The sequence below is a fragment of the Paenibacillus sp. FSL H3-0469 genome, from assembly GCF_038051945.1.
Classification (GTDB): Bacteria; Bacillota; Bacilli; order Paenibacillales; family Paenibacillaceae; genus Paenibacillus_AQ.
The window spans coordinates 5,883,232-5,906,574 of record NZ_CP150302.1; the positions used below are offsets into that span (position 1 = coordinate 5,883,232).

Here is a 23,343-nt window from a genome sequence, read left to right on the forward strand (position 1 = left end):
TCCTCAAAGGAAAACAGTTCTTCTTGTCGAATAGAATAGATAGGGATTACCTCTTTTCTTCTCGGGTGTTGGTTTCGTCGCCTATAACTTCGAGAATTTGGGGAGGTACTCCTTTTTCTATGCTCAAAAAAACCAGATATAGCAAGGGTTTTGAATTATGAAATTGTCTCCTCTGTTCAACTATATTGTTTTAAGTAGTACTGAATATTCGTCCAAACGGGACGAATTCTCCTCTTCAGTTCTGATGCTCTGTTAGCGCCCCGCAGGCATGATTTCCAAAGAGGGACTGGTGGAAGAGTCCGCTGGTGTTCCTGAGACTGCGCTGATCCAGGCCGCGTACAGACGCCCAAGACCCACCAACAGCAGCGGCAGAAGCAGCAGCAATACAAATCCGGTTCCGCATAGAATCCATGAGCGTTCATCTGAGGTTGTGCCGGACAGGAAGAAGAAGACCTCGGGGTCCAGCATATTCAGATCATAGGAGAATACCGATGAGCTGATTCGCTGAGCCACAGGTGACAGAAGAGCGCTGAAGGCCACCGCAGGCAGGACCAGCGCAAGCGTGAAGCCCAGAATCCCTGCGGGCAGCTGGAGGAGGCTGTACAGGATTCCCCGGTACGACTCCCTGTCACGGAGCTGGTGTCCTAATGTCCGCAGCCCCTCCCAGCGGAAGGCGGGGGCATGATCCGCTATAACAGCGGGTTTCCCGGTTCCCCGTCGGCTGTTGCCGCTGGACCAGGCTTCAACGGTTTTGTGTTCATTGGACATCATGCTGCGGCACCAGGCCAAGGTCAGGGCCAGCAGCGGCAGCCCCACCCACACAATAATCAGAGGCAGGCTCGCACTCAGACCTGTAACAGCAATGACGAAAGCAATGATTCCTTTGGGCAGGGAGAGCATTAGTAGTTTCCACGCGTGTATACTTTGTCTTATCATTCAAGCCGCTCCAATCCGAATTTCCAAATTTCAACTTCTTCAGTATAGAGGCTTCATCCGGAGAACACACTCTCCAAAAGGCGGGAAAAGTCCTGGACTCTGGTCCAGTGCTGACATAGTCAGGAATCTCTCTGCTATTTACTAGGTTTATCATTATACTAAAGTAAAGCGGTTTACAAGGAATACGACCATGAAGGGGAGTGTAGCAATTTATGCTGTTAGAGGTTATAGCAACTACAGTAAGTGATGCGGTCATAGCGGAGCGTTATGGTGCTGACCGGATTGAACTGGTCACGGGCATCCGTGAAGGCGGATTAACGCCCAGTCTGGGTCTGATTGAAGCGGTCCGGGAGCAGGTTAGCATTCCGGTGAGAGTAATGGTAAGGCCGCATGCACGCTCCTTCGTGTACGATGCATCCGATGTGGAGACCATGCTGCGCGATATCCGCCATATAGCCGGGGTAGGCGGGCTGTCCGTGGTGATGGGGATGCTCCGGGAGGACCGGACGATAGATGAAGAACTGCTGAGCCGGCTATTGGAGCAGACGGCGGGGATGGAGGTTACCTTCCACCGTGCGTTCGATGAGGTGCAGGACCAGCTTGAAGCTCTTGAGGTTCTTAAGCGGTATCCGCAGATTACCGATATTCTGACCTCCGGCGGGACTGCTGCTGCCAATACGCCTGGCGGTATGGTAAGACTTGCTGTACTGGAACGGCTGTCTGCCGGTTCTTCGCTCTCCATCCTGGCAGGCAGCGGCCTGAATGCCGCAGACCTGAAGGACTTCGTTACACGGACCGGTGTCCGCCGGGTGCATTTTGGTTCGGCAGTCCGGGAGGACGGCGACCCGCTGAAGCCGGTAGACCCGGAGCGGCTCGCAGCCATCCGTACGCTTCTCAAGCCCTAGACAGGAAGAACAATCCTGAAGGTACGGATAGAATTGAATACAGATGCTGCCATCTTCAGGGCGGCATTTTTTTGTTTATTTTGTTAATAACATATTGATAATATCAGCAAGGTCTGCTATGATGTTGTTAATAACAAATTAATAATAACAATAAGTAAATAACTATCTTCTGATTCTGAGATCTGAATTCTGCTCAGTAACCCAAGTGACTCACAATAAACCCTAGGAGGTAATGACCATGTTCGGATTCCGGTTCGTGAAATTTCAGCCCAGTGATTATGTGCTTAAGGTGAAGAATGGCAAGGTAGTGCGTGAAGGGGTCGGGCTTTCTTTTCATTATTATGCGCCGACGACTTCGGTGGTTGTGGTGCCTGTCTCCTCGATAGATGTTCCATTCATGTTCGAGGAAATTACAGCGGACTATCAGACGGTAACCGTCCAGGGACAGCTGACCTACCGGATTGCCGATTACCGCAAGACCACCCAGATCCTCAACTACACCTATAATCTCAAAAAGAACACCTATCTCTCCGACGATCCGCACAAGCTGGCCCAGCGGGTAATTAATATCGCCAAGGTCCTGACCAAGAAGCAGCTCGGGCAGCTCCCGCTGAAGGAGGCGATCCAGTCGAGTGAACGTCTGGCCAAGATGATTACCCATGAAATCGGCCAGAGTGCGGAGATTGAGAAGCTGGGCATAGAGCTGATGGGCTTGTCCATTCTGGCGATTGTACCGAATAAGGAGACGCTGCGGGCCTTGGAAGCGCAGGCCAGGGAGGAGATGCTCCGTAATGCAGATAACGCGCTCTATGAGCGGCGTAATGCTTCGATTGAGCAGGAACGGCGGGTGAAGGAGAATGAGCTGAATACAGAGATCGCCGTTCAGACGAAGAAGCGGCAGATGCGTGAGGCGCTGCTTGACTCTGACCGTTCGGCGAAGCAGAAGCAGAATGAGATGAAGGAAGAGCAGCTGATTTTTGATACGGAGCTGGAGGAGAAGAAGCAGGCGCTGATTGAGCTGGCCATAGCGAATAAGAGAGCCGAAGCGGATGCCAAGGCTTACGAGCTGACGGCGGTAATGAATTCGCTGCAAAATGTATCGCCTAACGTCCTGCAGGCGCTGACGAATGTCGGCATGAATCCGGATAAGCTGATCGCCATCGCCTTCCAGGAGCTGGCGGAGAATGCCGGGAAGATCGGCCAGCTTAACATTACGCCGGACCTGCTCCAGGGAATCATGGCCGGTTCGTATGGCGGAGGGAACAATGCGGCAAAGGGAGGCAATGAACGATGAGCAGCCGGGGATCGGAGAACAAAATTATACTGATCAAGCGGAAGACACGCCTGGAGGAGCTGGTGGTCCGCTACAATACGATCCAGCAGGCCCAGTTCTATATTGAACGGCTGGGTGCCGATTTCAGCGACTACTTAAGCGAGGATTTCCAATACCGCAAAGCGGTGGAGACCGCAGTGACCGAGCTTAGCGCCATAGGCCGGCTCCAGGTGCTGGAGCGGCAGCATGTGCCGAACTTCATCTTCGGAGCTGAGGATACCGTAGTGGTTCTGGGCCAGGACGGTCTGGTCGCCAACACGCTGAAATACCTTCAGGAGCAGCCGCTGATCGGGGTGAATCCTGATCCGCTGCGCTGGGATGGCGTGCTGCTGCCCTTCAGGGTCAAGGAGGTGCGGCAAGTGGTGAGTGAGGTGCTGCGCGCCCAGCGCCAGGTCCGTGAGGTTACCCTTGCCAAGGTGGAGCTGAATGACGGCCAGAGCCTGTACGGGGTGAACGATCTGTTCATCGGCCGCCGGACCCATGTCTCAGCCCGGTATCAGCTGGAGCTGAACGGGCAGCTGGAGCAGCAGTCCTCCAGCGGCATCATTGTCTCGACGGGCCTGGGCTCCACGGGCTGGCTCAAGAGTGTGCTTGCCGGAGCCGCAGGAATCGTCAGCCGTGCCGCACAAATGCAGCATGCAGAGGCTGAACGGACAGCCCGGGTGTCTGCGGAGATTGCCGCAGTCAGCACGGGCAGCGGGCTGGCCTGGAACCATCCTGAGCTGTATTTCACCGTGCGGGAGCCTTTTCCAAGCCGGACGACTTCAGCGGAGCTGGTATTCGGGAGAATCAGCAGCAGTCTGCCGCTGCGCATCACCTCGCAGATGCCGGAGGACGGCGTGATCTTCAGCGATGGAGTGGAGAGCGATTATCTGGAATTCAACTCCGGGGTGGAAGCGACGGTTGGACTGGCGGAGAAGACCGGCAGGCTGGTAGTCTAGACGAACACGAAGCTCGGACCGTCAACGCCGGGTACGCCAAAAGGGTTCTCTCAGCTTCCGCTGCTGCGGTCTGAGAGAACCCTTTTTACCAATATACGCTCTTACTGGAAGCTTCGTCCCTGGTTCATTGGAGCGTTATAGGAAGAGCCAGCGGACATAGGTGTCTGCATTGGCGTATGCATCGGCTGGTGGTTGATTCCGGCGTTATACCCCCCCATTCCTGTATTGTGGCTCTGACCCATTGGCTGGTTCTGTCCCATAGAATGCATGAGTCCCATCTGGTTCCCGGAATTGAAGCTTGGAATGCTTGTATGGGTATTGAAGCCGGAAGTCTGCGGGAACTGCTCCATTGATCTGACCGACTGCGAGATCTGCTGCAGCTGCTGCATCGCGGTCTGATGGCCCTGCAGCGCCTGCTGGATCATCTGAATGGCCTTGCTGTTATGCTGGCTAAGCTCCTGGAGCTTGGCGGCATCCTGCTGCTCCTGCTGAAGAAGCTGCTGGTAATTCTGCGTTCCCTGCTGGGTCTGTGCCATCAGCTGCTGAACGATTTGCTCGCATTCCCGGATCTGTGCAGATGAGTTGATATTCACTTTAATTGGCCTCCTTGAGATGAGTGTTATGGTCATGCGGGCTTATTATCTCTGATGGGACTGGCGAATATTCATGCTTCGGTGTGCAAGGAAGGCGCTACTGCCTAGAACGGTTACAATATTGCAAACGTTGCGTCACTCCAGGCAGGACGAGTTGATAAGAATAGGTACAGGCTGCTCTGCAACTATTGCGGCAAATGAACGTCTATTAGAAAAGGCAATCCAGAATCATCCATAACCCGGAGGTGGGGCAACTATGAGTCAGCGTGAACAGGCAAGCCGGTTTCAAACCTATTTTCCTAAAAGCATCGCACTAACACTGGTGTTTGTAATGCTTTTGACCGCATGCTTCACAGGATCTGCGCAAGCGGCATCGTCTTCCTCAGATCTGATCATTGTGAACAAAAAAACGAACAAACTCGCCTATTACAGCGAGGGCAAGCTGGTGAAGATTTTTCCGGTCGCTACCGGCAAAACGAAAAGCCTGACGCCTGAAGGCAGCTTCAAGATGGTGGTCAAAATCAAGAATAGACCCTACTACAAGGAGAAGATTCCCGGAGGCGATCCGGCCAATCCGCTGGGGGACCGCTGGCTGGGGCTGGAAGTAAATGATACTTACGGCACGACCTACGCCATTCACGGCAACAACAATGAATCTTCTATCGGTAAATATGTCAGCGCCGGATGCATCCGCATGCACAATGACGATATTCACTGGCTGTATCCGAAGATTGCGAAGAACACCCGGGTCATCATTACAACCTCCGGGCTTGAGATGGCGGCCATTGCCGAGAAGAACGGCTACCGTCTGGGATCTACAATGATTGCGGGAGCTTTTGTCAAGGGCGGGGAAAAGCTGCAAGTGAAGAATTCCTTCCTGCTGGAGGATTCGCGGGTGTATATTCCACTGAGTGAATCCGTGAAGCTGCTGGGCGGAAGCCTGATGCAGGAGGCGGGAACCGGAGCGCTTATCATCACAATAGGCAAGAATACAGCAGTTCACAAGCCGCTTAGCACGAAAGCCAAAGTGAACGGCAAAACAGTGGAGATGCTAGCCTCTAAAAGTGTAGACGGCCGCCTGTACATTCCGCTGGGCAGCTTAACGCCGCTGTTCGGCCTGCCGTTCACCTGGAACGCTAAAGAGGGAGCAGTGAAGCTGTAAAGCAGCAGGATACTGCTGCACCAGCCAAGGATTATCCAACCAAGATGCCGCCATACACTGCGGCCCCAGAAGCCAGCCAATCGATTATTGATGGGCTGGCTTCAATGTTTAACCGGGTGGAGTAGAGTGACAGGATACATAGAGAATAGTAATATGAGAGAGATTTGTTATATTCTTGATCTTCCAGGGGAGGGACTGAAGATTAGAGTACGGATTATAGGCGGCTGCGGGAGCGGGAAGACATATATCGCCCGGAAATTAGCTCAAAGTTACGGAATTCCGTGCTATGAAACGGATAATTTTGTCTGGGATCGCAGGGACAATACCAAGAACGCCCCGGAGGTACGGGATGCCAAGCTCGCGGAAGCTATGGAGGCGGAGTCGTGGATTATTGAGGGAGTACATTATCAGTGGGGAACAGAAAGCTTCCGGCAAGCGGATCTGATTTTCCTGATTCAGCCTAAGGCTTATGTACAGGATGCCCGGGTCATCCGCAGGTTCATGAAGACCAGGCTGGGGCTGGAGCAGGGAAATTATAAGCAGTCGTTCAAGTATCTCCGGATCATGCTGCTGGAATGGAACCGCAGCTTCAGGAGGGAGAGTATTCCTGCAATCATGGCATTAACTGAGGAGTATCAGGCTAAGCGGATCATCGTGCAGCAGAATCTTGAGATTTTGCAGCATGTGGGCAGGGTTGTGGAGGGGAAGAGTGCGCTGGAGGGGTGAAAGTATGGAGCCATGGATCGAGGAAGAACTTAATTTATACGATTTTGTAGGCTTTTGGAAAAGAGTACTGATTAATTTCATCGATTTCCTGATTCTTGTTTTTCCAACCTACTTGCTGGAGCGGATTTCCGTTTCTCTTGCAGAATCGGCAGGGTCAGCGTTCCCGCTTTTTGTACAGTTTGTACTGCTTATGGCGTTCAATGTATTTATGGTTGTCCAATACGGAGGCACGCCGGGCAGGCTGCTTTTGAGGGCAAGAATCGTTGATGAGAATGGAAGATATCCGGTGCTCAAGCAGGCTTTGATTAGGGATAGCTTTATTATTGTTAACAGCTTCCTGGCAGTGATTGTGGGTCTGAATACCGAGGCGTTGTCCTCCATCCCAAGCAGTCTCGTGAACTGGAGTCCGCTTGCGGCGGATTTGAATGCTTTTATTGGCTGGGTTGTGGTGTTGGATTGCCTATTCATCGTATTTACCCCGCGTAAGCGGGCGCTGCATGATCTGATGGCCCGTACTTATGTGGTGAACAAAACAGCGCTGGACCGTGATCAGACAGGGAAATTCATAGCATAAGGCTACGCGTATAATACCTGGATCAGGGGTCTGCGCCTGCAACCTTTGTTACAGGCGCTTCGTCATAGGGTACAGTTTAGACAAAAGAGGATGTTTCCCTTAACGAAGGAGATGGCAGCATGACTACATCAATAAGAAGAGTCGCCGGTATTCTTATCCTTGGGGCGATGCTCAGCCTTACAGCCTGTAATTCCGGCAAAACGGAACCGTCGCCTAACAATACGCCTGCGGTTACAGCGACTGCGCAGCCAGGGGATAACGCTTCATCGGCAGCAGAAGGCGCGCAGGTAAGCGAATCCGGCACAGATGAGGGCGCTGCTGCAGGGGCAGAGCCTGTAACTGCAGGCCCTGAAGCCGCCGCCGGAGCCACATCAGAGTCTACGGTCACTGAAGCCGCAGGGGCTGAGGCAGATACCGTAGCTCCCGCCACCCCGCAAGAACGGAGCAAACAGCTGAAGGAGCTGCTGGAGCTTGCCAAGCAGGGCAAGGTGCCGGGCGTTGAATATGCTGCGCATACCGGACTTATTGATGAGGTGGAAGCCGCGTGGGGAGAACCGGACCTCAAGGAATCGGCAGGCAAAGGGATCTATTCCACCTATTCGGGCAAGCAGGTGGTAATCGGCTTCAATAAGGGCAGCAAGATTTTCGATGTGCGCTCCAGCGCCCCGGACCTGCGTAACCTGACACTGGAACAGATTGAAGAAGTACTCGGCAAGCCGGATGCTACCACCGTGAATGGCGAGCATAACATCTATATTTATCAGGCCAACAAGCAGTATCAGCTCAAATTCATCATCCCGGAATCCACAGGAACGGTAGATCATATCTCGGTGTTCTCGGAGCAGGACTCCATTAATAATATGGCAGGCTAGTCAGCTCAGAGCATCTTAGAGCACCTATGCATCCCCTTGCAGCGGCAACTGCAGGGGGATTTTTCCGTTTACAGGCATGTAATCGAAAAACCGATCACAATGGGACCACCAGAAGGCGGCACCTAGGCCAAATGTAATCGAAAACCGCTGGCGAGTGAGCCAGCCCGCCTTAACCAGTTGGGAGTACTTAAATAAAGTCAACGCATGATGTATACTTTCTCTTATGAAAGAAATCAGAAGAAATGAGGCACGGCCATGCATCTGGAGCTGAACGCAAGTGAATATAAGGTATCCGCCGGAGGATTAACGGTAGAGCTGCTGCCCAAGGAGTTCGCACTGCTGCAGTTTCTGTACCGTAACCGGGGGCGGACCTTCAGCCGCGAGCAGCTGCTGGATAAAGTGTGGCCGATGGAGTACCCGGTGGAGCGGACGGTGGACGATCATATCTACAGGCTGCGTAAGAAGCTGAGGCCGTTAGGCGGGATCGACATTAAGACGATTCGCGGCTTCGGCTACAGTCTGACCATTCCCGGCAGCCTTGCGGGCGTGGCGGTGAATCCGGCATCGCATGATTCTGGGCTGCGCGATACCATGCGTGAGGTCTTCTCGAAATTTCATGTGTACGGCCAGGGCAAATCGATACTGACTTTGGCCCGCCAGCAGGACATCCTTGGTTATGAGCTGGACCCGCATTATGCGATGGTTGTTCATTTCGTGCAGGGAGATCTGGAGTGGCTGATTCATACGGACGAGATTCCGCTGAAGGACCGGCTCTTTTACCTCAATCTGTTCTACTTCTTCATTGGCAATCCCAAGGAGAAGGTGGAGTACGCCGAACGTCTTATTGAGCGGAATTTGCTGAATCCGCCAGAGCAGCTGGAGCTGGAGATTCTGACGATGCTGGACTTGTACACCCTTTCCGGGCAGCCGGAGCTAGCGCTGGAACGCCTGAAACGTACTTACCAGGTTATCGCAGGACCCGGGTTCGAGAACTTCATACCCGTCACGATGATTACGGAGCTGTTCATCCATCTTACCGTGGGTGCTGGAGAGGAAGAGCTGGAACGGATGGATGAAGCCGTCAGCAAGATCCTGCAGGATAAGCCGTTTTTGCGCGAGATTGGCAGTTATAAGGTAGTAAAAGGACTTTGGGCACTGCGCCGGGAACAATGGGCGGAAGGGGACAAGCTGATTCAGGAGGGACTACAGGTGATGGAGATGTCCGGCTTCATTCCGCTGCGGCTCTACTCGATCTACCGGATTCACCATTTCTGCCGTATGTTCCTGGCGGGAAGCCCTTTGGACCGCAAATATGAGGAACTGTTCACTACAGGGCTTGAAGCCTGCGGCCTGACCCGGCTGGAGCAGACGCTTGAGGATCTGTTGCTGGGGCTGCTGGAAGCCCTCTGATATTTCTCTGACAATCCTCCGTTATCTTAGGATCATAGATGGATCATCTAAGATTATAGGTAACCTGGAGGAATGTGAGATGGAGCTTTCAACCAAGCAGGGAACAAGCCTGCTGCATAACAAAACGTACATGCGGGTCTATACCGCATTCGCCACCGCAAGCTTCGGCGACTGGTTCGACGCGCTGGCCATTCAGGTGCTAGTCGGCTACCGCTGGCAGGCCAGCCCGCTAATGCTGGCGCTCATTCCGGTAACGCTGGCGCTGCCGAGTATTCTGCTCGGGTCGGTTGCCGGCGCAGCCGCTGACCGGATGAACAAGCTGAAGCTGATGCGTACCTGCGACCTGCTGACCGCGCTGCTGACCCTGCTGGTGCTGTTCGCGCCGAACATGGTCTGGCTGCTGCCGCTGCTGGCACTGCGCTCTGCGCTGTCTACGCTGAATATGCCGGCCCAGCAGTCCCTGACCCGCAGTCTGGTCCGGGAGGATCAGCTGCTGCAAGCCTCGTCTATGAACGGACTGGTCAACCAGGGCTCCAAAATCGCCGGTCCCTTACTCGGAGGTTTGGCGCTCGCCTTCCTTACGCCGCAGTGGTGTATCCTGCTGAATGCACTGCTGCGCGGCTGCTCTTATCTGCTGCTGTTGTCTGTCAAGTATATCCGCCAGGATGAAGCAGACAGCAAGCATTCTGAAGCGCAGGAAGGCAAGCTGACGCTGCTCAAAATGTGGCAGGAAGGCTGGACCTTCCTGCTGCGCAGCCGGCTGCTGCTGACGGCGATGTTGTTCGGACTCACCGGAGCACTGGTCATTCAGGTAGTTGATTTTCAGTTCACCAGTCTGTTCCGGATCTTCGCACCGGAGCGCGAATCGTTGCTGGGCTGGATGGTTGCCGCCACGGGAGTAGGGGCTGTGCTAATCATTCTGATCCTGAACAAGCTGAAATCCGAAGGCGGGTATGGCTGGAAGCTGGGGACCGGGTATGTGCTGATTGGCGGGTCAATTGCGGCGCTCGGTCTGCTTCAGCCGGGGACGTCGATGCTGTGGGTGCTGCTCTTCGGGTTTGTGCTGGGGACCGGCAACGGCATGTTTATGGTTACGTTCAATTATTGCCTGCAAAAAGAAACCCCGCCGCACATGACCGGCCGCATCTTCGGCATCCAGAATACCGTACTCAGCGCGGTAATGATTGTAGCGCCTTTGCTGGGCGGTGTGCTGGTACAGTATGCGGGTCCGGCCCGTATTTTTGTCAACATCGGCTTGCTGCTGTTGATTTTAGGGGCTGCGGGGCTGCTGCTTCAGCGCCAGCTCTGGCCGGTGGCGGGGTCTGCACCGGAAGCCGCTCAGCCAGCGGTAGAGAGTAGCTAAGATGGTTAACGGATCACTAATTTCTGTATGGATGATCAGGAGGAGCTTATGACAACTTATATCTACATGGTGAGGCACGGGGACTCGCTTCGTACTGGGGTGGATGAATGGACGCGCGGCCTGTCGCCCAAGGGGGAAGAGGATGCCCTGCGGGTCACCGAATGCCTGAAGGATGAAGGGATAGATGTGATGTACAGCAGCCCGTATATCCGGGCGGTCAATACAATTGCGGATTTGGCGGATAAGCTGGAGCAGGAAATCATTCTGATCGATGATCTGCGGGAAAAGGTCTGGATGGAGGGCGAACAGCAGCTGCCGGATGAGGAACTATATCAAGTGCTACAGAAGATGTACACCGACCCGGATTACGCCCTGCCGGGCGGGGAATCGAACCGGGAATGCCAGACGCGGGCGGTGAAGGCACTGCAGGATATTCTGCGGACCCATGCCGGGAAAAGAGTGGCCATCGGCACCCACGGCATGGTGATGTCCTTGATGCTGGGCTATTTCTCCCCTGGATATGGCCTGGACTTCCTGATGCAGACAACGAAGCCGGATATCTATGTCATGGAGTTCAAAGAGGATAAAGTATCGGTCCGGCGGATGCCTATTCAAGCAGGCTAACAGTCAGGATCATCCGGTAGGGAGGATAGAAAGATGATTCGGGGATAGTTGTATTCTATACATTTAAAAACAGCCAAAGGGAAGGATTTCCTCTTCTAACTGTTGTTTGTACAACTAAATTTGCCCGAGTGGGCGAGATCCCGGATAATGAGGCATTTTAAATGTATCAAATACAACTAAATGGTTGTTCGGCGGTAAATCAAACGATTTAGGTGTACGGAATACACTTAAGTATATAGCTTGCACCTTAATCAGGTCTGATGTTCTACTTAAGCAGAACATCAGACCTATACCTATAGCCCATAGAATCGCACCGTATTCGCCGTCAGCTTCGCTCTGGCTTCGGTAACAGAATACCCGTGCAGCGCCCCCCAGGCGGCAGCAACGTCATGGACCATAGCCGGATGGGTGGTGCGCCCGGCGAACGGTCCTTCAAACGGCCATGGGCCGTCCGTCTCTGCCATGACCAGCTCCGGCGGATAACGGCGTGCCATGTCCTGAATCTCCGGTTCATAGAGGATATCGGGAGTGAAGGAAATGTAGTAACCCCGGCTAATCATCCGGTCAACGGTAGCAGCGGGACCCTTGAACCAGTGAAAATGGGCCTGCGTAAGGCCATGCTGTTCCAGCAGATCGCATACGGTCCACGCATCCTCATAGACAGCATGCAGTATGACCGGCTTGGCTAATTGGGCGGCCAAGCCCAGAAGTCTGCCCAGCAGCCCGAGATAGGGCTCCATCTCCCAGTCTTCACCGCGTGCGGCAGCTTCGGCGCGGGAGTAGTAGGGGAGGCCGATTTCACCAATAGCGGCCATACGGTCCGCATGGCCGGTAATCCATTTCAGCAGCACGTTCAGTTCTTCCTCCGTAGGCAGCGCCTGCTCTGGATGGAAACCATACGCAGGCTCTACAAGGCCCGGATAGCTGGCTGCTAACTCCAGAGTTCGCTTGCTCGAAGCGAGATTCATCGAGACGGCGATGAGCGACTCGATGCCATGCTCCGGCAGTCCCTCCAGCATGGAGGATAATACCTTGTCCTCATATTGGTCAAGATGAATATGGGCATCAATCATTGCAAGCCTCTCCTTCCGGCAGCGGATTATTTCTCCACAATGGCTTCACCCCGTTCATGCGGCTCAAAAGCAATAGACCCCAGCTCCATCCCCGTCTTGCCTGCCTTATACTCCAGCTTCAGGGTACCGACACTCTCGGTCATGCCGACCATTAAGCTGGTATCTGCGAGCAGTTTGTTATTCTCTACTGAGTAGTAGGTCACTGCGCCAATAGCTGCTTTGCTGCCGAAATACTTCAGGCCGTCCTCAGCCCGGTCCGGGAGTCTGAGCGTCACCTTAGAGGGAACGGGTCCTGTAAGCTCAAGCTTCAGCAGGACATCGTCCTTATCCAGCGAAATACTGGAGGAGACTACAGCGGAGGCCGCTTTGTCCGCAGCAGGCACCGATATTTCCTTCCACTGTTCCGGCTTAACCACATGAACCTCCTGTGCAACCAGCGAGGTACCGGTACCCAGGGTGAACACAACCGTGATCTCCGGTTTGCCGTCCGAATCTACATCGGCGTAGAAGAGCTGAGGCGGGTGCGAGTAGTCCCTGGATACGGTCCAGTTGAAGCTTTGCTTTTTCCCGTTCACTTCAAGAATGAACCCTTTGTAGGTATTGCCGTCCTTGAGCGCAGCGTACAGCTTCACCTTGGAATTATTCTCTGCAACGGTAAGGGGAGCTGCGGGTACTCTAACGGTAGTGCTAAGACTGCCTGGGGTAACAGTAACCCGGCTTCCTCCCGGATTCAGCTCTGTAACTGCTCCCGTAAGGGAGTCCAAAGTAGCCGCCGCGATATACACACGGCCTGCCTTTAGTAACACAGGAGAGTCCAGCTCTTCCTGATATCCTCCGTCCGTTTGTGTATAAGTCACTTGCACGGAAGCGCTGCCGGGTGTAAGAATCGTCTTGTCCCAGCTTGTGGACAGGGTAAGCTGCTTGAGGGTGTTGTTCCATTGCAGCTGCATCGGATAGAACTCCAGCAGCGTGCGGGCCGGAACATACAAGATGCCGCCGGAATGGAAGGGCGCAGCATAGGGGAGAACGGCTTGTCCGTCCACAACAAGGGATAGAGGGGCAGCAGCAGAATGGGCAATATCTATAGATGAACCCGCCGCATGGCCTGCGAGGAGCAGGGCAATAGCGGCAGCGGTAATTAATTTTTTCATAAGATAACCTCCGGAGTCTGGAAATTCCAATCTCTTGTATTATAAATGAAAAACTCCGCCTGCGGGTCACGTTCTGTTAACAAAGATAAGACAAGCCTGTTACAGCCCTAGCTCATATTGTTTTGTGCCTAGCCGGCTACACCTTGACATACCTTATATAGTAGTCTTACAGGAACCTCAAGCCTCAAGCGCCTGAAGGGCAAGTGAGACCAGGGCTCTGACGGAGTCTTCGTCCAAGTTTCCTCCGGTCAGCAGCAACCGGTAAAAAATAGGGCCGTAGATCAAATCGATACAACTCCCGATATCGAGTCCCTGCTTCAGTTCCCCCCGGGCAATTCCACGTTCGAACAGCTTCCAGGCCTCCTGGCGGCGCGGGCCGAAATATCTGCTCCGGTACGCCTCCGCCAGTCCGGCATCGGACTGCCCTTCACCGATCAGCTCCGTAATGACTTTACCTTCCCGGCTGGTGAGGAACTGCGCGAGTGTTCCTGCATGAATCAGAATGTCCTCTTTGGCGGAACCGGTATCGGGGATCGGTAGTCTGGCGTTAGCAGCGTACAGATATCCGTCCATCACAACCGCCGCTTTATTCGGCCACCATTTATAGATCGTTGCCTTACTGACCTGGGCCTGCTCCGCGATCTTCTCCACGGTAACTGCGCTGAAGCCGGTCTCCAGCAATAATTCATATGAAGCGTTCAGAATAGCGTTCTTGGCCTCGGTGTTGCGCGGACGGCCTCTTTTTTTCTCCATGGTGATTCCTCCTGACAGTGCTGGTTCAACTCTAATTGGAGTATACCATAAAACTGCCTATTTACAATACTGAACGTTTAGTATATTATTTGGTCATGGCAATTAATGAACTGGATGTTCAGTATTTAAAAAATGGAAGGTGGAGTTTCAAATGAAGGCTGGAGTTCCAGTGCAACAACAAGCAGGTTCCCCTGAAGCCGTAAAGGCTGTTCCAGGCTGGATCACTTTTCTGCTGGCCGTATCCTGCGGACTGATCGTAGCGAATCTTTATTATACCCAGACGCTGGTTGGGCCCATCGGGCAGGCGATTCATCTGTCGGCCGGAGCGACAGGGCTAATTGTTACCCTGACGCAGATCGGTTACGTAGCCGGACTGCTGTTCATTGTCCCGCTCAGCGATATTATTGAGAACCGCCGGCTGACGGTGATGTCGCTGATTCTGGTTGTGGCCGCCCTGGTGCTATCCGTCCTGGCACCGAATGCACCGCTGTTCCTGGCCGCATCCTTGCTGATCGGACTGGGCTCGGTAGCGGCGCAGGTCCTGGTGCCCTATGCCTCCTATCTGGCCACAGAGGAAGATCGCGGCCGCGTAGTAGGCAATGTAATGAGCGGACTGCTGCTGGGCATTATGTTCGCCCGCCCGGTCGCCAGCTTCATGGCCGGATTATGGGGCTGGAAATCCATCTTCATCGTTTCGGCTATCGTGACTGCGCTGCTGACGTTGTTACTATCCCGTGTTCTGCCCGCCCGGAAGCCCGCTCCCGGCTTGAGTTACGGACAATTACTCCGCTCTCTGGGCCAATTGCTCACGCACACGCCGGTACTGCGGCGCCGCGCTCTATACCAGGCCAGCCTGTTCGGCGCGTTCAGTCTGTTCTGGACGACCGTTCCCTTGCACCTGTCCAGTGAGTTTCATCTGTCGCAGCAAGGAATCGCCCTGTTTGCCCTGGCTGGGGTGGGCGGAGCTGTAGCCGCGCCGATTGCGGGACGACTGGCTGACAAGGGCTGGACCCGGTTGCTGACCGGTCTTGGCATTTCGCTTGCTGCGGTATCCTTCATTCTGGCTTATGTGCTCCGGGATGATTCCAATCTTACCCTCGACCTGCTGGTGCTGACGGCGATTCTGCTCGATATGAGCGTGTCCGGCAATCTGGTCTTGGGACAACGGGCGATCTATTCACTGGGCAATGAGACCCGGGGGCGGCTGAACGGCTTGTTCATGGCGATTTTCTTCATTGGAGGCGCCGTAGGATCATCACTCGGGGGCTGGGCCTACGCTTACGGCGGCTGGAGTCTGACAACCCTAATCGGGCTGGCACTGCCAGTGCTGGCGCTGATCTACTTTTTGACCGGGAAGAAGGAGCAAGCTTGAGAAAAGGAGCCTTGCCGCGTTCAGCAATAATCCGCATAGCCAGTAATTCCTAAAAAAACTACAGTAGGCAGGGGAGCTTCGATCCTCTGTCTTTTTTTGTGCCTGCATATGTAATGGATTCGATAGATAGAGCGTATTAGCTCATGTAAATTACTTGGCCAAGTAGAATCTTCCTGGAAAGGAGTGCCACAAGGATGCAAGAGCGCGCATTGCTGCCTTTGATACATGATAGAGTTCCTGCTCATATAGAGACAGAGCTTGAGTTTGCAGCAGTTTTTGAAGCCTATTATAAACGGATATTCAACTATATCGCCTACCGGGTGAACTGCCGTTACACCGCAGAGGATCTGGCCAGCCAGGTGTTCGAGAAGACGCTGTCCAAGCTGCCCGGTTACTCCCCGGAGAAAGCGCCGCTTGAGGTGTGGCTGTTCGCCATTGCCCGCAACGTTGTGAATGATTATTACCGGAGCCGCGCGCGGCAGCGCTTCTTCTCACTGGACAGTATCCGGGAGCTGGTGTCTGGCAAAAAAGAGCCGGAGACGCTCATCCTCGGCAGAGAGCGCAGCGATAGGCTGCAGGTGGCGCTGGACACGCTCAGCCCGAAGGAACGTAACCTCATCGCCCTGAAGTTCGGGGCGGATCTGAAGAATACGGAGATTGCCCGGATTACCGGAATCTCGGAGAGCAATGTCGGAGTCATTCTCTATCGCAGCATGCGAAAATTGAAATCCGAAATAGGGAGTGTGGAAGAGCTATGAGCAAGAAGAAGAAGGCGGTGCAGCCGGATTTTACGGAGCAGGAGATTCAGGAGCTAGGGGGTTATCTGGCAAGCCAGGACTTCTCCAGGGAGTCCGATCCGGCGGCGGTTCTCCGCCAGGTGAGAAGCCGCTCCATTCAGAGACAACAGGAGGATGATAGTATGAAGAACAACCAACGGATCAGACGTCCGGTGATGATTGCAGCTTCCCTGCTGGTGGCAGCCGTGGTGAGCGTGTCTTTCGTGAGACCTTCTTTCGCGGAAGAAATACTGGAACGTGTGCTGAAGTCCGTCCATCTGGACAACATCGAGGTCGCTCAGATGGACGGAAGCCACCCTAAGGAGTTCCCGGCGGCCTGGAAGGGCAAGATATTTGACCAGGACGGTAATCCGGTGACCTCGTTGAACCCCATGCCTGAAGCCATCTTCAATGCAGCCGGGGAGGCCATCGTCAATTTCGACGGGGATAAGCTGATTACCCTGAGCGGGCAGGAGCAGCTTGACAAGGAAGCGTCAGAGCAGAAGTTTACCGTCAAGGAGGCAGCGAAGCTGGATCAATACGCCCTTTTCAAGGTAAAGCTGCCGGAATACCTGCCTGAGGGCTTTGCCTTTGACCACGGGGAGTTCTATAAGGATGAGGAGGGCGTAAGCGGGCAGATTGTTGAGCTGTTCTTTGGCAGCAAGGATAAGACTAAGCGAATCTGGATGCAGCTGCGCCTGGCCAATGAGGAGAATGCCTTTTCAATGGCAACTGACGACAAGGTGGAGCAGGTGAAGCTTAAGGGGACGGATGCGGTTCTGGTCGGTGGCAGAAGCCTGGACTGGGAAGCGAACGGCGTGATGTACGGCCTCAGCACCCGCGGCCTGGACCGGGCTGAGGTGCTGAAGATCGCAGAGTCGATTAACTGGTAAGCCGTTAAGCAACAGATAAGGGACAGGTACGAGCATAGATAGGCATAGGATCAATCAGAGCACCAGACTGCAACCCCGGAGCGTGGCGGGGAGTGCGGGCTGGTGCTTTTTGAAATGGTGTTTCTACTATAGAAGGGGAAATAAGAGGAACCATACATAGATTGTTAGATTCGTGGGGGACAGGAGCGGATTCGCGGCTGGAATAACACTTCTCTTCATGCTTGTCATGCCCGTCTGCATATTGAGGCCAAGTCCTTCATAGACATGTACTAATCAATGCATTCAAAACAGGTTAAGGGGATGATGTCATGCGCCGGATAACATGGGTACTCGCGATCATTATGAGCGTGGCCTTAGTATTGGCGGGGTGCGGGAAGAAGGATTCCGCCTCTGTGGTCAAGGATCTGAATCAAGTGTCTGACAAGCTGGAGAGCAAGCAGGGAGCTTATCAGGGCTCAGGCACGATGACCTTGTACACCGGGGAGCAGCCGCAGGATTACAAGGTGGAGGTATGGTATAAGAACCCTTCGTATTACCGGATCAGCCTGTCGAACGTCCAGAAGGACGTGAAGCAGATTGTGCTGCGCAATGATGAGGGCGTATTCGTTCTGACCCCAAGCCTGGGCAAAAGCTTCCGCTTCCAGAGCGACTGGCCGGACAGCCAGGGTCAGGTGTATCTGTACCAGACGCTGCTGAAGGGGATTGTCTCCGACAACAACCGGCAGTTCGTGGAGGACGGGGATAATTATGTGTTCGAGGTCGCTGCCAACTATCAGAGCAGTGCGCTGGTCCGCCAGAAGATCTGGCTGAACAAAAAGACCTATGAGCCGAAGCAGGTACAGGTATCGGATTCCGAAGCCAAGGTTGTGGTGAATGTGACCTTCGACAGCTTCAAGTTCGATCCGGAATTCACAGCAGACTCCTTCGATATGCAGAAGAATATGGCAGCCGGCAGCCCTTCCGAGAACACGATGGCGGAAGTGGATCAGGATGGCAATCCGGTGGTCTCTGAAGATGGTGAACAGACCGGTGAGCCGGTTACGGCCGAGCTGGGCGACTTCGGGATCATTGAGCCGGCTTACATTCCGGCCGGTGTGAAGCTGAAGGACACCAATAAGATTGAAGGCAGCAAGGACCATGCGGTGCTGATCCGCTATGACGGCGTCTACCAGTATACGATTATGGAAGCCCGTCCGCTGGACCGTGCGGTGTCGCTGGCTCCCGGAACACTGGTCGATCTGGGCTTCACGGCAGGCCTGCTTAGCGGGGATGAGCAGCAGACGCTGACCTGGATGAGCGAAGGTGTAGAGTACCGGATTACAAGCGCAAATCTGCCAGTTCCAGAAATGATGCAAATAGCCGCTTCTATGGAGGAACAATCGGGTAAATAAAAATCAGTGGGCGGATACTGCGCAAGGTGGGAATCATTCCTCTACCCGCGGTATCCGTTTTTTGCCTACACCTGCTCACATTGACAGCGGCCTTCACGAGCATTACCATTGGCAGTAAGACTTCTGATCTGTGCGAACAAGGCAGAGATGTTTTACTACAATGTAAGAAGGTGACCTGAAGTGAAGGCAAGCTATCGGCCGACAGCAGCCGAGATTAACCTGGATGATTTGCGTGCCAACTACGAAGCTTTACGCGGCGTATTGCCGCAGGAGACCAAGTTCATGGGATGCGTCAAAGGAAATGCGTATGGACATGGAGCAGTGGAGGTGACGCGGGAGCTGGAGCGGCTTGGAGCAGATTACGTCAGTGTTGCTTTTCTGGATGAGGCATTGGAGCTGCGTCAGGCGGGAATACTACTTCCTATCCTGGTGCTGGGCTATACTTCACCGGAGGGCATTGCCGTAGCCTGGGAGAACAATATTACCGTTACACTGTTCACACCGGAGGTACTGGAAGCGGTTAGCGCCCTTCCTGCAGAGAAGGAGCACCGGCTGAAGGTACACATCAAGATTGACAGCGGAATGGGAAGACTGGGATTATTGCCGGAGGATGCGCCCGCATTCATCGCTGAGGTGCATGCGGTGGCACAGGCGGAGCTTGAAGGCATGTTCACCCATTTTGCCAGAGCAGACGAACACAATAAAAGCTATACACTAATGCAGCACCGACGTTTCATGAGCGTGGCGGAGGCGCTTCGGGACATGAACATTACCATCCCGATCATACATACGGGCAATAGCGCTACGGCCATTGATACACCTCTACTATCCATTAACATGGTGCGTGTAGGCATAAGCTTGTACGGATTCTACCCCTCGGCTGAGGTGAACCGCGAGCTGGTGGCCTTGCACCCGGTAATGACGCTGAAGACGCAGGCTGTATATGTCAAAACCCTGCCGCCTGACTCAGGCATCAGCTACGGCACCCGGTACTTCACGGCAGGCGATGAGATCATCGCTACGCTCCCCGTGGGGTACGCTGACGGATATTCCCGCATGCTAACAGGCAAAGCGGAGGTGCTAATACGCGGACGCCGCGTTCCTGTCGTCGGAACAATCTGCATGGACCAGTGTATGGTATCACTCAAATCTTTCGCTCTTGAAGCGGAACAAATCAAAGCAGGCGAAGAGGTTGTACTCATCGGCCGCCAGGGCACCGAGTCGATCACGGCAGATGAACTGGCGCTCCATTTAGGGACGATCCACTACGAAGTAATCTGTATGCTGGCTCACCGGGTACCGCGCGTGTATGTACGCCAAGGTATGTTACCCAACCTCGTCAATCCCTTGCTGCAAGCCTAATACCCTGACCAGATACCTAGTACAGGAACTGAATATAAGGAACGTACCGTGTAGAGCTTGTGACTTATAGTCTATACGAACCGCCATTTCTAGTTTATAATGGGATGCAGCATACTTGATATACTGGCGGCATATATTCCTTGTATAAAATTCCTTGTATATTGTAACACTGGAACACAAGGGCAGAAGGTTTGTGGGGGTGGAAGAGAAGGTGGCCAATTTGCAGAACACCAAAAGAATCATGATCAGCTTGCCCGATCATCTCTTGCAGGAAGTAGATGGGATCGTTCAACTGGAGAACTCTAACCGTAGTGAATTGATCAGGCAGGCCATGAAGCTGTACTTGAGCGATCGGAGGAAACGTACCATCCGCGAGTCCATGCAGCGGGGCTATATGGAAATGGCTAAGATTAATTTGACCATGGCATGCGAGGCCTTTCTCGCAGAGGAAGATGCAGACAGTACTCTTGGCCGCTTAGTAAGCGGGGTGTAACTATTGATTGTTAAACGCGGCGACGTTTTTTTTGCCGACCTTTCACCGGTTGTGGGTTCTGAGCAAGGTGGAGTAAGGCCGGTACTGATCATTCAGAACGATATTGGCAATCGTTTCAGCCCGACTGTGATTGTGGCAGCTATCACTGCCCAGATCCAGAAGGCCAAGCTGCCGACGCATGTCGAGATTGATGCAGCAGCGCATGGCTTTGACCGGGATTCCGTGATTCTGCTGGAGCAGGTTCGTACCATTGACAAGCAACGCTTAACGGATAAAATCACCCACCTGGACGATGAGACCATGAAGCTGGTGGATGATTCGCTGCAAATCAGCCTGGGGCTGATTGATTTCTGAACCCTGCGGGGATATAACATCAACCATCGTAACAAAAGGCAGGCCGGATAGATTCCGGTGCTGCCTTTTTTGGCGTTCGTCCATATATACTTATTGATATACCCGAGGATAGATGAGTATGGATGATGGGGGTTGTGTGTGGAGATAACTGCGTGTTATAATCAGACCGATCGGTCGGTCTAGAGGAGGGTTAACAATGAAGGGACGCTCAGATGGAGAAGAAACGAAGAGCCGGATTCTGGAGCATGCGACCAGTTTATTTGCGCAAAAAGGCTACGGTGCTGTAAGCATGAACGAGGTCTGCACAGCCGCGAAGGTCAGCAAGGGCAGTCTGTATCACCATTTTCCGGGCAAGGATGAATTGTTCCTGTACGTGGTGGAGGTGGATACCCTGAAGTGGCTCAAGGAGTGGGAGGAGCTGCGGAGCGGGATTAGCGGAACAGAAGCCCGTCTATACGCGCTTGGGGATCATTATGCAAAAGATATCCAGAATCCGCTGATTCATGCCCTGGAGGAATACGGAAGATCTCATACGCTGTCGGAGGAGATCCGTGAGCGCCTCTCACATATTTTCGAATCGGTGACAGAGGCCTGCCGTGTACTGCTGCAAGAGGGGATGGATTCCGGTTATTTGATCCGTGGTGATCTGGAGAACTATGTAATCACGCTCAGCGCCATGCTGGAGGGAATCAGCCGGGTCCATGAGATCACAGGGCGGACCGATACCCCGGAGACGATCAGGGCATACTACCGTGCGGGAATTAAGATCCTGCTTCAGGGGATAGGTTCCGGGAAGATGGAGTAATAAATAGAGATCATTAATGAGTTACAATCAGAGCTTATAGCAAGCCGAGAGATATACGGAGGGAAACACCAATGTCATTACTGTTAAAAAACCGGGGAGCGATGCTGCTCCTGATGTTGAATATCTTTTTGGCGTTCACGGGGATTGGGCTGGTTGTCCCTATTATGCCTACCTATATGAACGAGCTGGGCATTGGCGGAAGTGTGGTCGGACTGCTGGTGGCAGCCTTCTCGCTGACGCAGCTGCTGGTCTCGCCCTTCGCCGGAAGACTGTCGGATAAGATGGGCCGTAAAAAAATCATCGTCGGCGGTCTGGCCGTATTTGCCTTCTCGGAGCTTCTGTTCGGTCTGGCCAATGCCTCCTGGATGCTGTTCGTATCCAGAATGCTTGGCGGTATCGGTGCCGCGATGATTATGCCTGCGGTTATGGCTTATGTGGCAGACACCACTACCTCGGAGGAGCGGGCCAAGGGCATGGGCTTCATCAACGCAGCCATTACCACAGGCTTCATCATCGGGCCGGGCATCGGCGGCTATCTTGCGGAGCTGGGCATCCGCGTTCCCTTCTTCGCCGCTGCGGGAGCGGCTGCCATTGTTGCGGTTATTACCTTGCTGGTTTTGCCGGAATCGCGTTCAGCGGAGCTGCGGGAAGAAGCAAGAACGATGGAAGGGAATAGCGATAGCCTAATCATGCAGCTCATGCGCTCGTATCGCGAGCCTTATTTCTTCGGATTAATTATTGTATTCGTGTTGTCCTTCGGACTGGCCAACTATGAGACGGTATTCGGACTGTTCGTAGATCATAAATTCGCGTTCACCCCTAAGGATATTGCGTTTGTCCTGACGTTCGGCTCTATTGCCGGGGCGGTGGTGCAGATTACCGCATTCAGCTGGATTCTGAACAAATTCGGAGAGAGCCGGGTCATTTCCGCCTGTCTGATGATCGCGGGCCTGTCGATTCTCCTGACGCTGTTCGTGCATGGCTTCGTGGCGATTGTATCTGTGACCTTTGTTGTTTTTCTGGCTATGGATATTCTTCGCCCGGCGGTCGGCACCCAGCTGTCCAAGATGGCAGATGATTCGCAGCAGGGCCTGGTGATGGGAATGAACTCCGCGTATACGAGCCTTGGCAATATTGCCGGCCCGATTGTGGCGGGTGTCCTGTTCGACCTGGATATTAATTTCCCTTATGCGGTGGCTGCGCTCGTCTTGTTCATCAGCTTCATACTGTCGGTAGGCTATGCCCGGCGGAGAAGAAGCAAGCAGGTTACTGCGGTGCGCTAGCACATCATCATATTTCATTTGAACAAAAGTATGCGGAAAACCGAATACAATCGCAATGCGCTAGTGCGAAGGTAATTTGTCAAATATATGCGGAAAATCGGTTTCGTCTTACTGATCAGGTTCACGAATTTAAACCTGATGCTATACTAGCATGATGGCGGCTGCGCTATCCCTGAGGGGACGGTGCGGCCGCTTCTT

The 23,343-nt window shown here is 53.6% G+C and carries 24 protein-coding genes; 19 read left to right on the forward strand and 5 right to left on the reverse strand.

Features of this window, described 5'->3' with window-relative positions; genetic code table 11:
- Window positions 1-252: 252 nt before the first annotated feature.
- Window positions 253-936, reverse strand: a complete 684-nt coding sequence (locus tag NSS83_RS25695) for a sensor domain-containing protein (RefSeq protein WP_341346783.1) — start codon at window positions 934-936, stop codon at window positions 253-255.
- Window positions 937-1,148: 212 nt separating this feature from the next.
- On the opposite strand from NSS83_RS25695, the gene NSS83_RS25700 reads away from it, so the two are divergent.
- The 3 genes from NSS83_RS25700 to NSS83_RS25710 all read left to right on the forward strand — a co-directional run bounded on the left by NSS83_RS25700 (window position 1,149) and on the right by NSS83_RS25710 (window position 4,115).
- A complete protein-coding gene (locus NSS83_RS25700; protein ID WP_341346784.1) occupies window positions 1,149-1,841 on the forward strand; it encodes a copper homeostasis protein CutC in 693 nt (230 codons plus the stop codon).
- 238 nt (window positions 1,842-2,079) lie between these two features.
- On the forward strand, window positions 2,080-3,135 hold the full coding sequence (locus tag NSS83_RS25705) for an SPFH domain-containing protein (protein ID WP_341187214.1): 1,056 nt from the start codon (window positions 2,080-2,082) through the stop codon (window positions 3,133-3,135).
- Window positions 3,132-4,115, forward strand: a complete 984-nt coding sequence (locus tag NSS83_RS25710; protein WP_341187215.1) for a sugar kinase — start codon at window positions 3,132-3,134, stop codon at window positions 4,113-4,115. Before NSS83_RS25705 ends, NSS83_RS25710 begins: the two co-directional genes overlap by 4 nt.
- Window positions 4,116-4,216: 101 nt before the next feature.
- Here NSS83_RS25710 and NSS83_RS25715 read toward each other — a convergent pair whose 3' ends face one another.
- The gene (locus NSS83_RS25715; RefSeq protein ID WP_341346785.1) at window positions 4,217-4,708 is read right to left on the reverse strand and encodes a hypothetical protein; all 492 of its coding nucleotides are present in this window, start codon (window positions 4,706-4,708) and stop codon (window positions 4,217-4,219) included.
- Between the two features lie 256 nt (window positions 4,709-4,964).
- Here NSS83_RS25715 and NSS83_RS25720 point away from each other — a divergent pair, with 256 nt between their 5' ends.
- The 7 genes from NSS83_RS25720 to NSS83_RS25750 all read left to right on the forward strand — a co-directional run bounded on the left by NSS83_RS25720 (window position 4,965) and on the right by NSS83_RS25750 (window position 11,439).
- Window positions 4,965-5,870, forward strand: coding sequence for a L,D-transpeptidase family protein (locus tag NSS83_RS25720; RefSeq protein ID WP_341187217.1), 906 nt, complete (start codon window positions 4,965-4,967; stop codon window positions 5,868-5,870).
- A gap of 153 nt (window positions 5,871-6,023) precedes the next feature.
- Window positions 6,024-6,596: a hypothetical protein gene (locus NSS83_RS25725; protein WP_341187218.1), complete on the forward strand. Its 573-nt coding sequence runs from the start codon at window positions 6,024-6,026 to the stop codon at window positions 6,594-6,596.
- Between the two features lie 4 nt (window positions 6,597-6,600).
- The gene (locus tag NSS83_RS25730; protein ID WP_341187219.1) at window positions 6,601-7,170 is read left to right on the forward strand and encodes an RDD family protein; all 570 of its coding nucleotides are present in this window, start codon (window positions 6,601-6,603) and stop codon (window positions 7,168-7,170) included.
- A 119-nt stretch (window positions 7,171-7,289) separates the two neighbouring features.
- A complete protein-coding gene (locus NSS83_RS25735; RefSeq protein WP_341187220.1) occupies window positions 7,290-8,042 on the forward strand; it encodes a DUF4309 domain-containing protein in 753 nt (250 codons plus the stop codon).
- Window positions 8,043-8,297: 255 nt separating this feature from the next.
- On the forward strand, window positions 8,298-9,452 hold the full coding sequence (locus NSS83_RS25740) for a winged helix-turn-helix domain-containing protein (protein ID WP_341346786.1): 1,155 nt from the start codon (window positions 8,298-8,300) through the stop codon (window positions 9,450-9,452).
- Window positions 9,453-9,531: 79 nt separating this feature from the next.
- A complete protein-coding gene (locus NSS83_RS25745) occupies window positions 9,532-10,815 on the forward strand; it encodes an MFS transporter (RefSeq protein WP_341187222.1) in 1,284 nt (427 codons plus the stop codon).
- Window positions 10,816-10,863: 48 nt separating this feature from the next.
- Complete coding sequence (locus NSS83_RS25750) at window positions 10,864-11,439, forward strand: histidine phosphatase family protein (RefSeq protein WP_341187223.1); 576 nt, start codon at window positions 10,864-10,866, stop codon at window positions 11,437-11,439.
- A gap of 293 nt (window positions 11,440-11,732) precedes the next feature.
- Here NSS83_RS25750 and NSS83_RS25755 read toward each other — a convergent pair whose 3' ends face one another.
- From NSS83_RS25755 to NSS83_RS25765, 3 genes are all read right to left on the reverse strand, one after another.
- Window positions 11,733-12,512 carry a TatD family hydrolase gene (locus NSS83_RS25755; RefSeq protein WP_341346787.1) on the reverse strand — a complete coding sequence of 260 codons (780 nt, stop codon included), beginning with the start codon at window positions 12,510-12,512 and terminating at the stop codon, window positions 11,733-11,735.
- Between the two features lie 26 nt (window positions 12,513-12,538).
- Window positions 12,539-13,663: a stalk domain-containing protein gene (locus NSS83_RS25760; RefSeq protein ID WP_341346788.1), complete on the reverse strand. Its 1,125-nt coding sequence runs from the start codon at window positions 13,661-13,663 to the stop codon at window positions 12,539-12,541.
- 177 nt (window positions 13,664-13,840) lie between these two features.
- A complete protein-coding gene (locus NSS83_RS25765) occupies window positions 13,841-14,416 on the reverse strand; it encodes a TetR/AcrR family transcriptional regulator (protein WP_341187226.1) in 576 nt (191 codons plus the stop codon).
- A gap of 151 nt (window positions 14,417-14,567) precedes the next feature.
- Between NSS83_RS25765 and NSS83_RS25770 the strand changes: the two genes are divergently transcribed.
- From NSS83_RS25770 to NSS83_RS25810, 9 genes are all read left to right on the forward strand, one after another.
- Window positions 14,568-15,788, forward strand: a complete 1,221-nt coding sequence (locus NSS83_RS25770) for an MFS transporter (protein ID WP_341346789.1) — start codon at window positions 14,568-14,570, stop codon at window positions 15,786-15,788.
- A 194-nt stretch (window positions 15,789-15,982) separates the two neighbouring features.
- Window positions 15,983-16,546: a sigma-70 family RNA polymerase sigma factor gene (locus NSS83_RS25775; protein WP_209993366.1), complete on the forward strand. Its 564-nt coding sequence runs from the start codon at window positions 15,983-15,985 to the stop codon at window positions 16,544-16,546.
- Window positions 16,543-17,457 carry a DUF4367 domain-containing protein gene (locus NSS83_RS25780; RefSeq protein WP_341187229.1) on the forward strand — a complete coding sequence of 305 codons (915 nt, stop codon included), beginning with the start codon at window positions 16,543-16,545 and terminating at the stop codon, window positions 17,455-17,457. The genes NSS83_RS25775 and NSS83_RS25780 overlap by 4 nt, the downstream gene beginning before the upstream one ends.
- A gap of 308 nt (window positions 17,458-17,765) precedes the next feature.
- Window positions 17,766-18,848, forward strand: a complete 1,083-nt coding sequence (locus NSS83_RS25785; RefSeq protein WP_341187230.1) for an outer membrane lipoprotein carrier protein LolA — start codon at window positions 17,766-17,768, stop codon at window positions 18,846-18,848.
- A gap of 180 nt (window positions 18,849-19,028) precedes the next feature.
- On the forward strand, window positions 19,029-20,210 hold the full coding sequence (gene alr, locus NSS83_RS25790; RefSeq protein WP_341187231.1) for an alanine racemase: 1,182 nt from the start codon (window positions 19,029-19,031) through the stop codon (window positions 20,208-20,210).
- Between the two features lie 211 nt (window positions 20,211-20,421).
- On the forward strand, window positions 20,422-20,703 hold the full coding sequence (locus NSS83_RS25795) for a ribbon-helix-helix protein, CopG family (protein WP_036697455.1): 282 nt from the start codon (window positions 20,422-20,424) through the stop codon (window positions 20,701-20,703).
- A 3-nt stretch (window positions 20,704-20,706) separates the two neighbouring features.
- Complete coding sequence (locus tag NSS83_RS25800) at window positions 20,707-21,057, forward strand: type II toxin-antitoxin system PemK/MazF family toxin (RefSeq protein ID WP_036697332.1); 351 nt, start codon at window positions 20,707-20,709, stop codon at window positions 21,055-21,057.
- A 196-nt stretch (window positions 21,058-21,253) separates the two neighbouring features.
- Entirely contained in the window at window positions 21,254-21,862 is a 609-nt protein-coding gene (locus NSS83_RS25805; RefSeq protein ID WP_341187232.1) for a TetR/AcrR family transcriptional regulator, read from the forward strand.
- 71 nt (window positions 21,863-21,933) lie between these two features.
- Window positions 21,934-23,145 (forward strand): MFS transporter, encoded by a 1,212-nt coding sequence (locus NSS83_RS25810; RefSeq protein ID WP_341187233.1) that lies wholly within the window; start codon window positions 21,934-21,936, stop codon window positions 23,143-23,145.
- Window positions 23,146-23,343 lie beyond the last annotated feature (198 nt).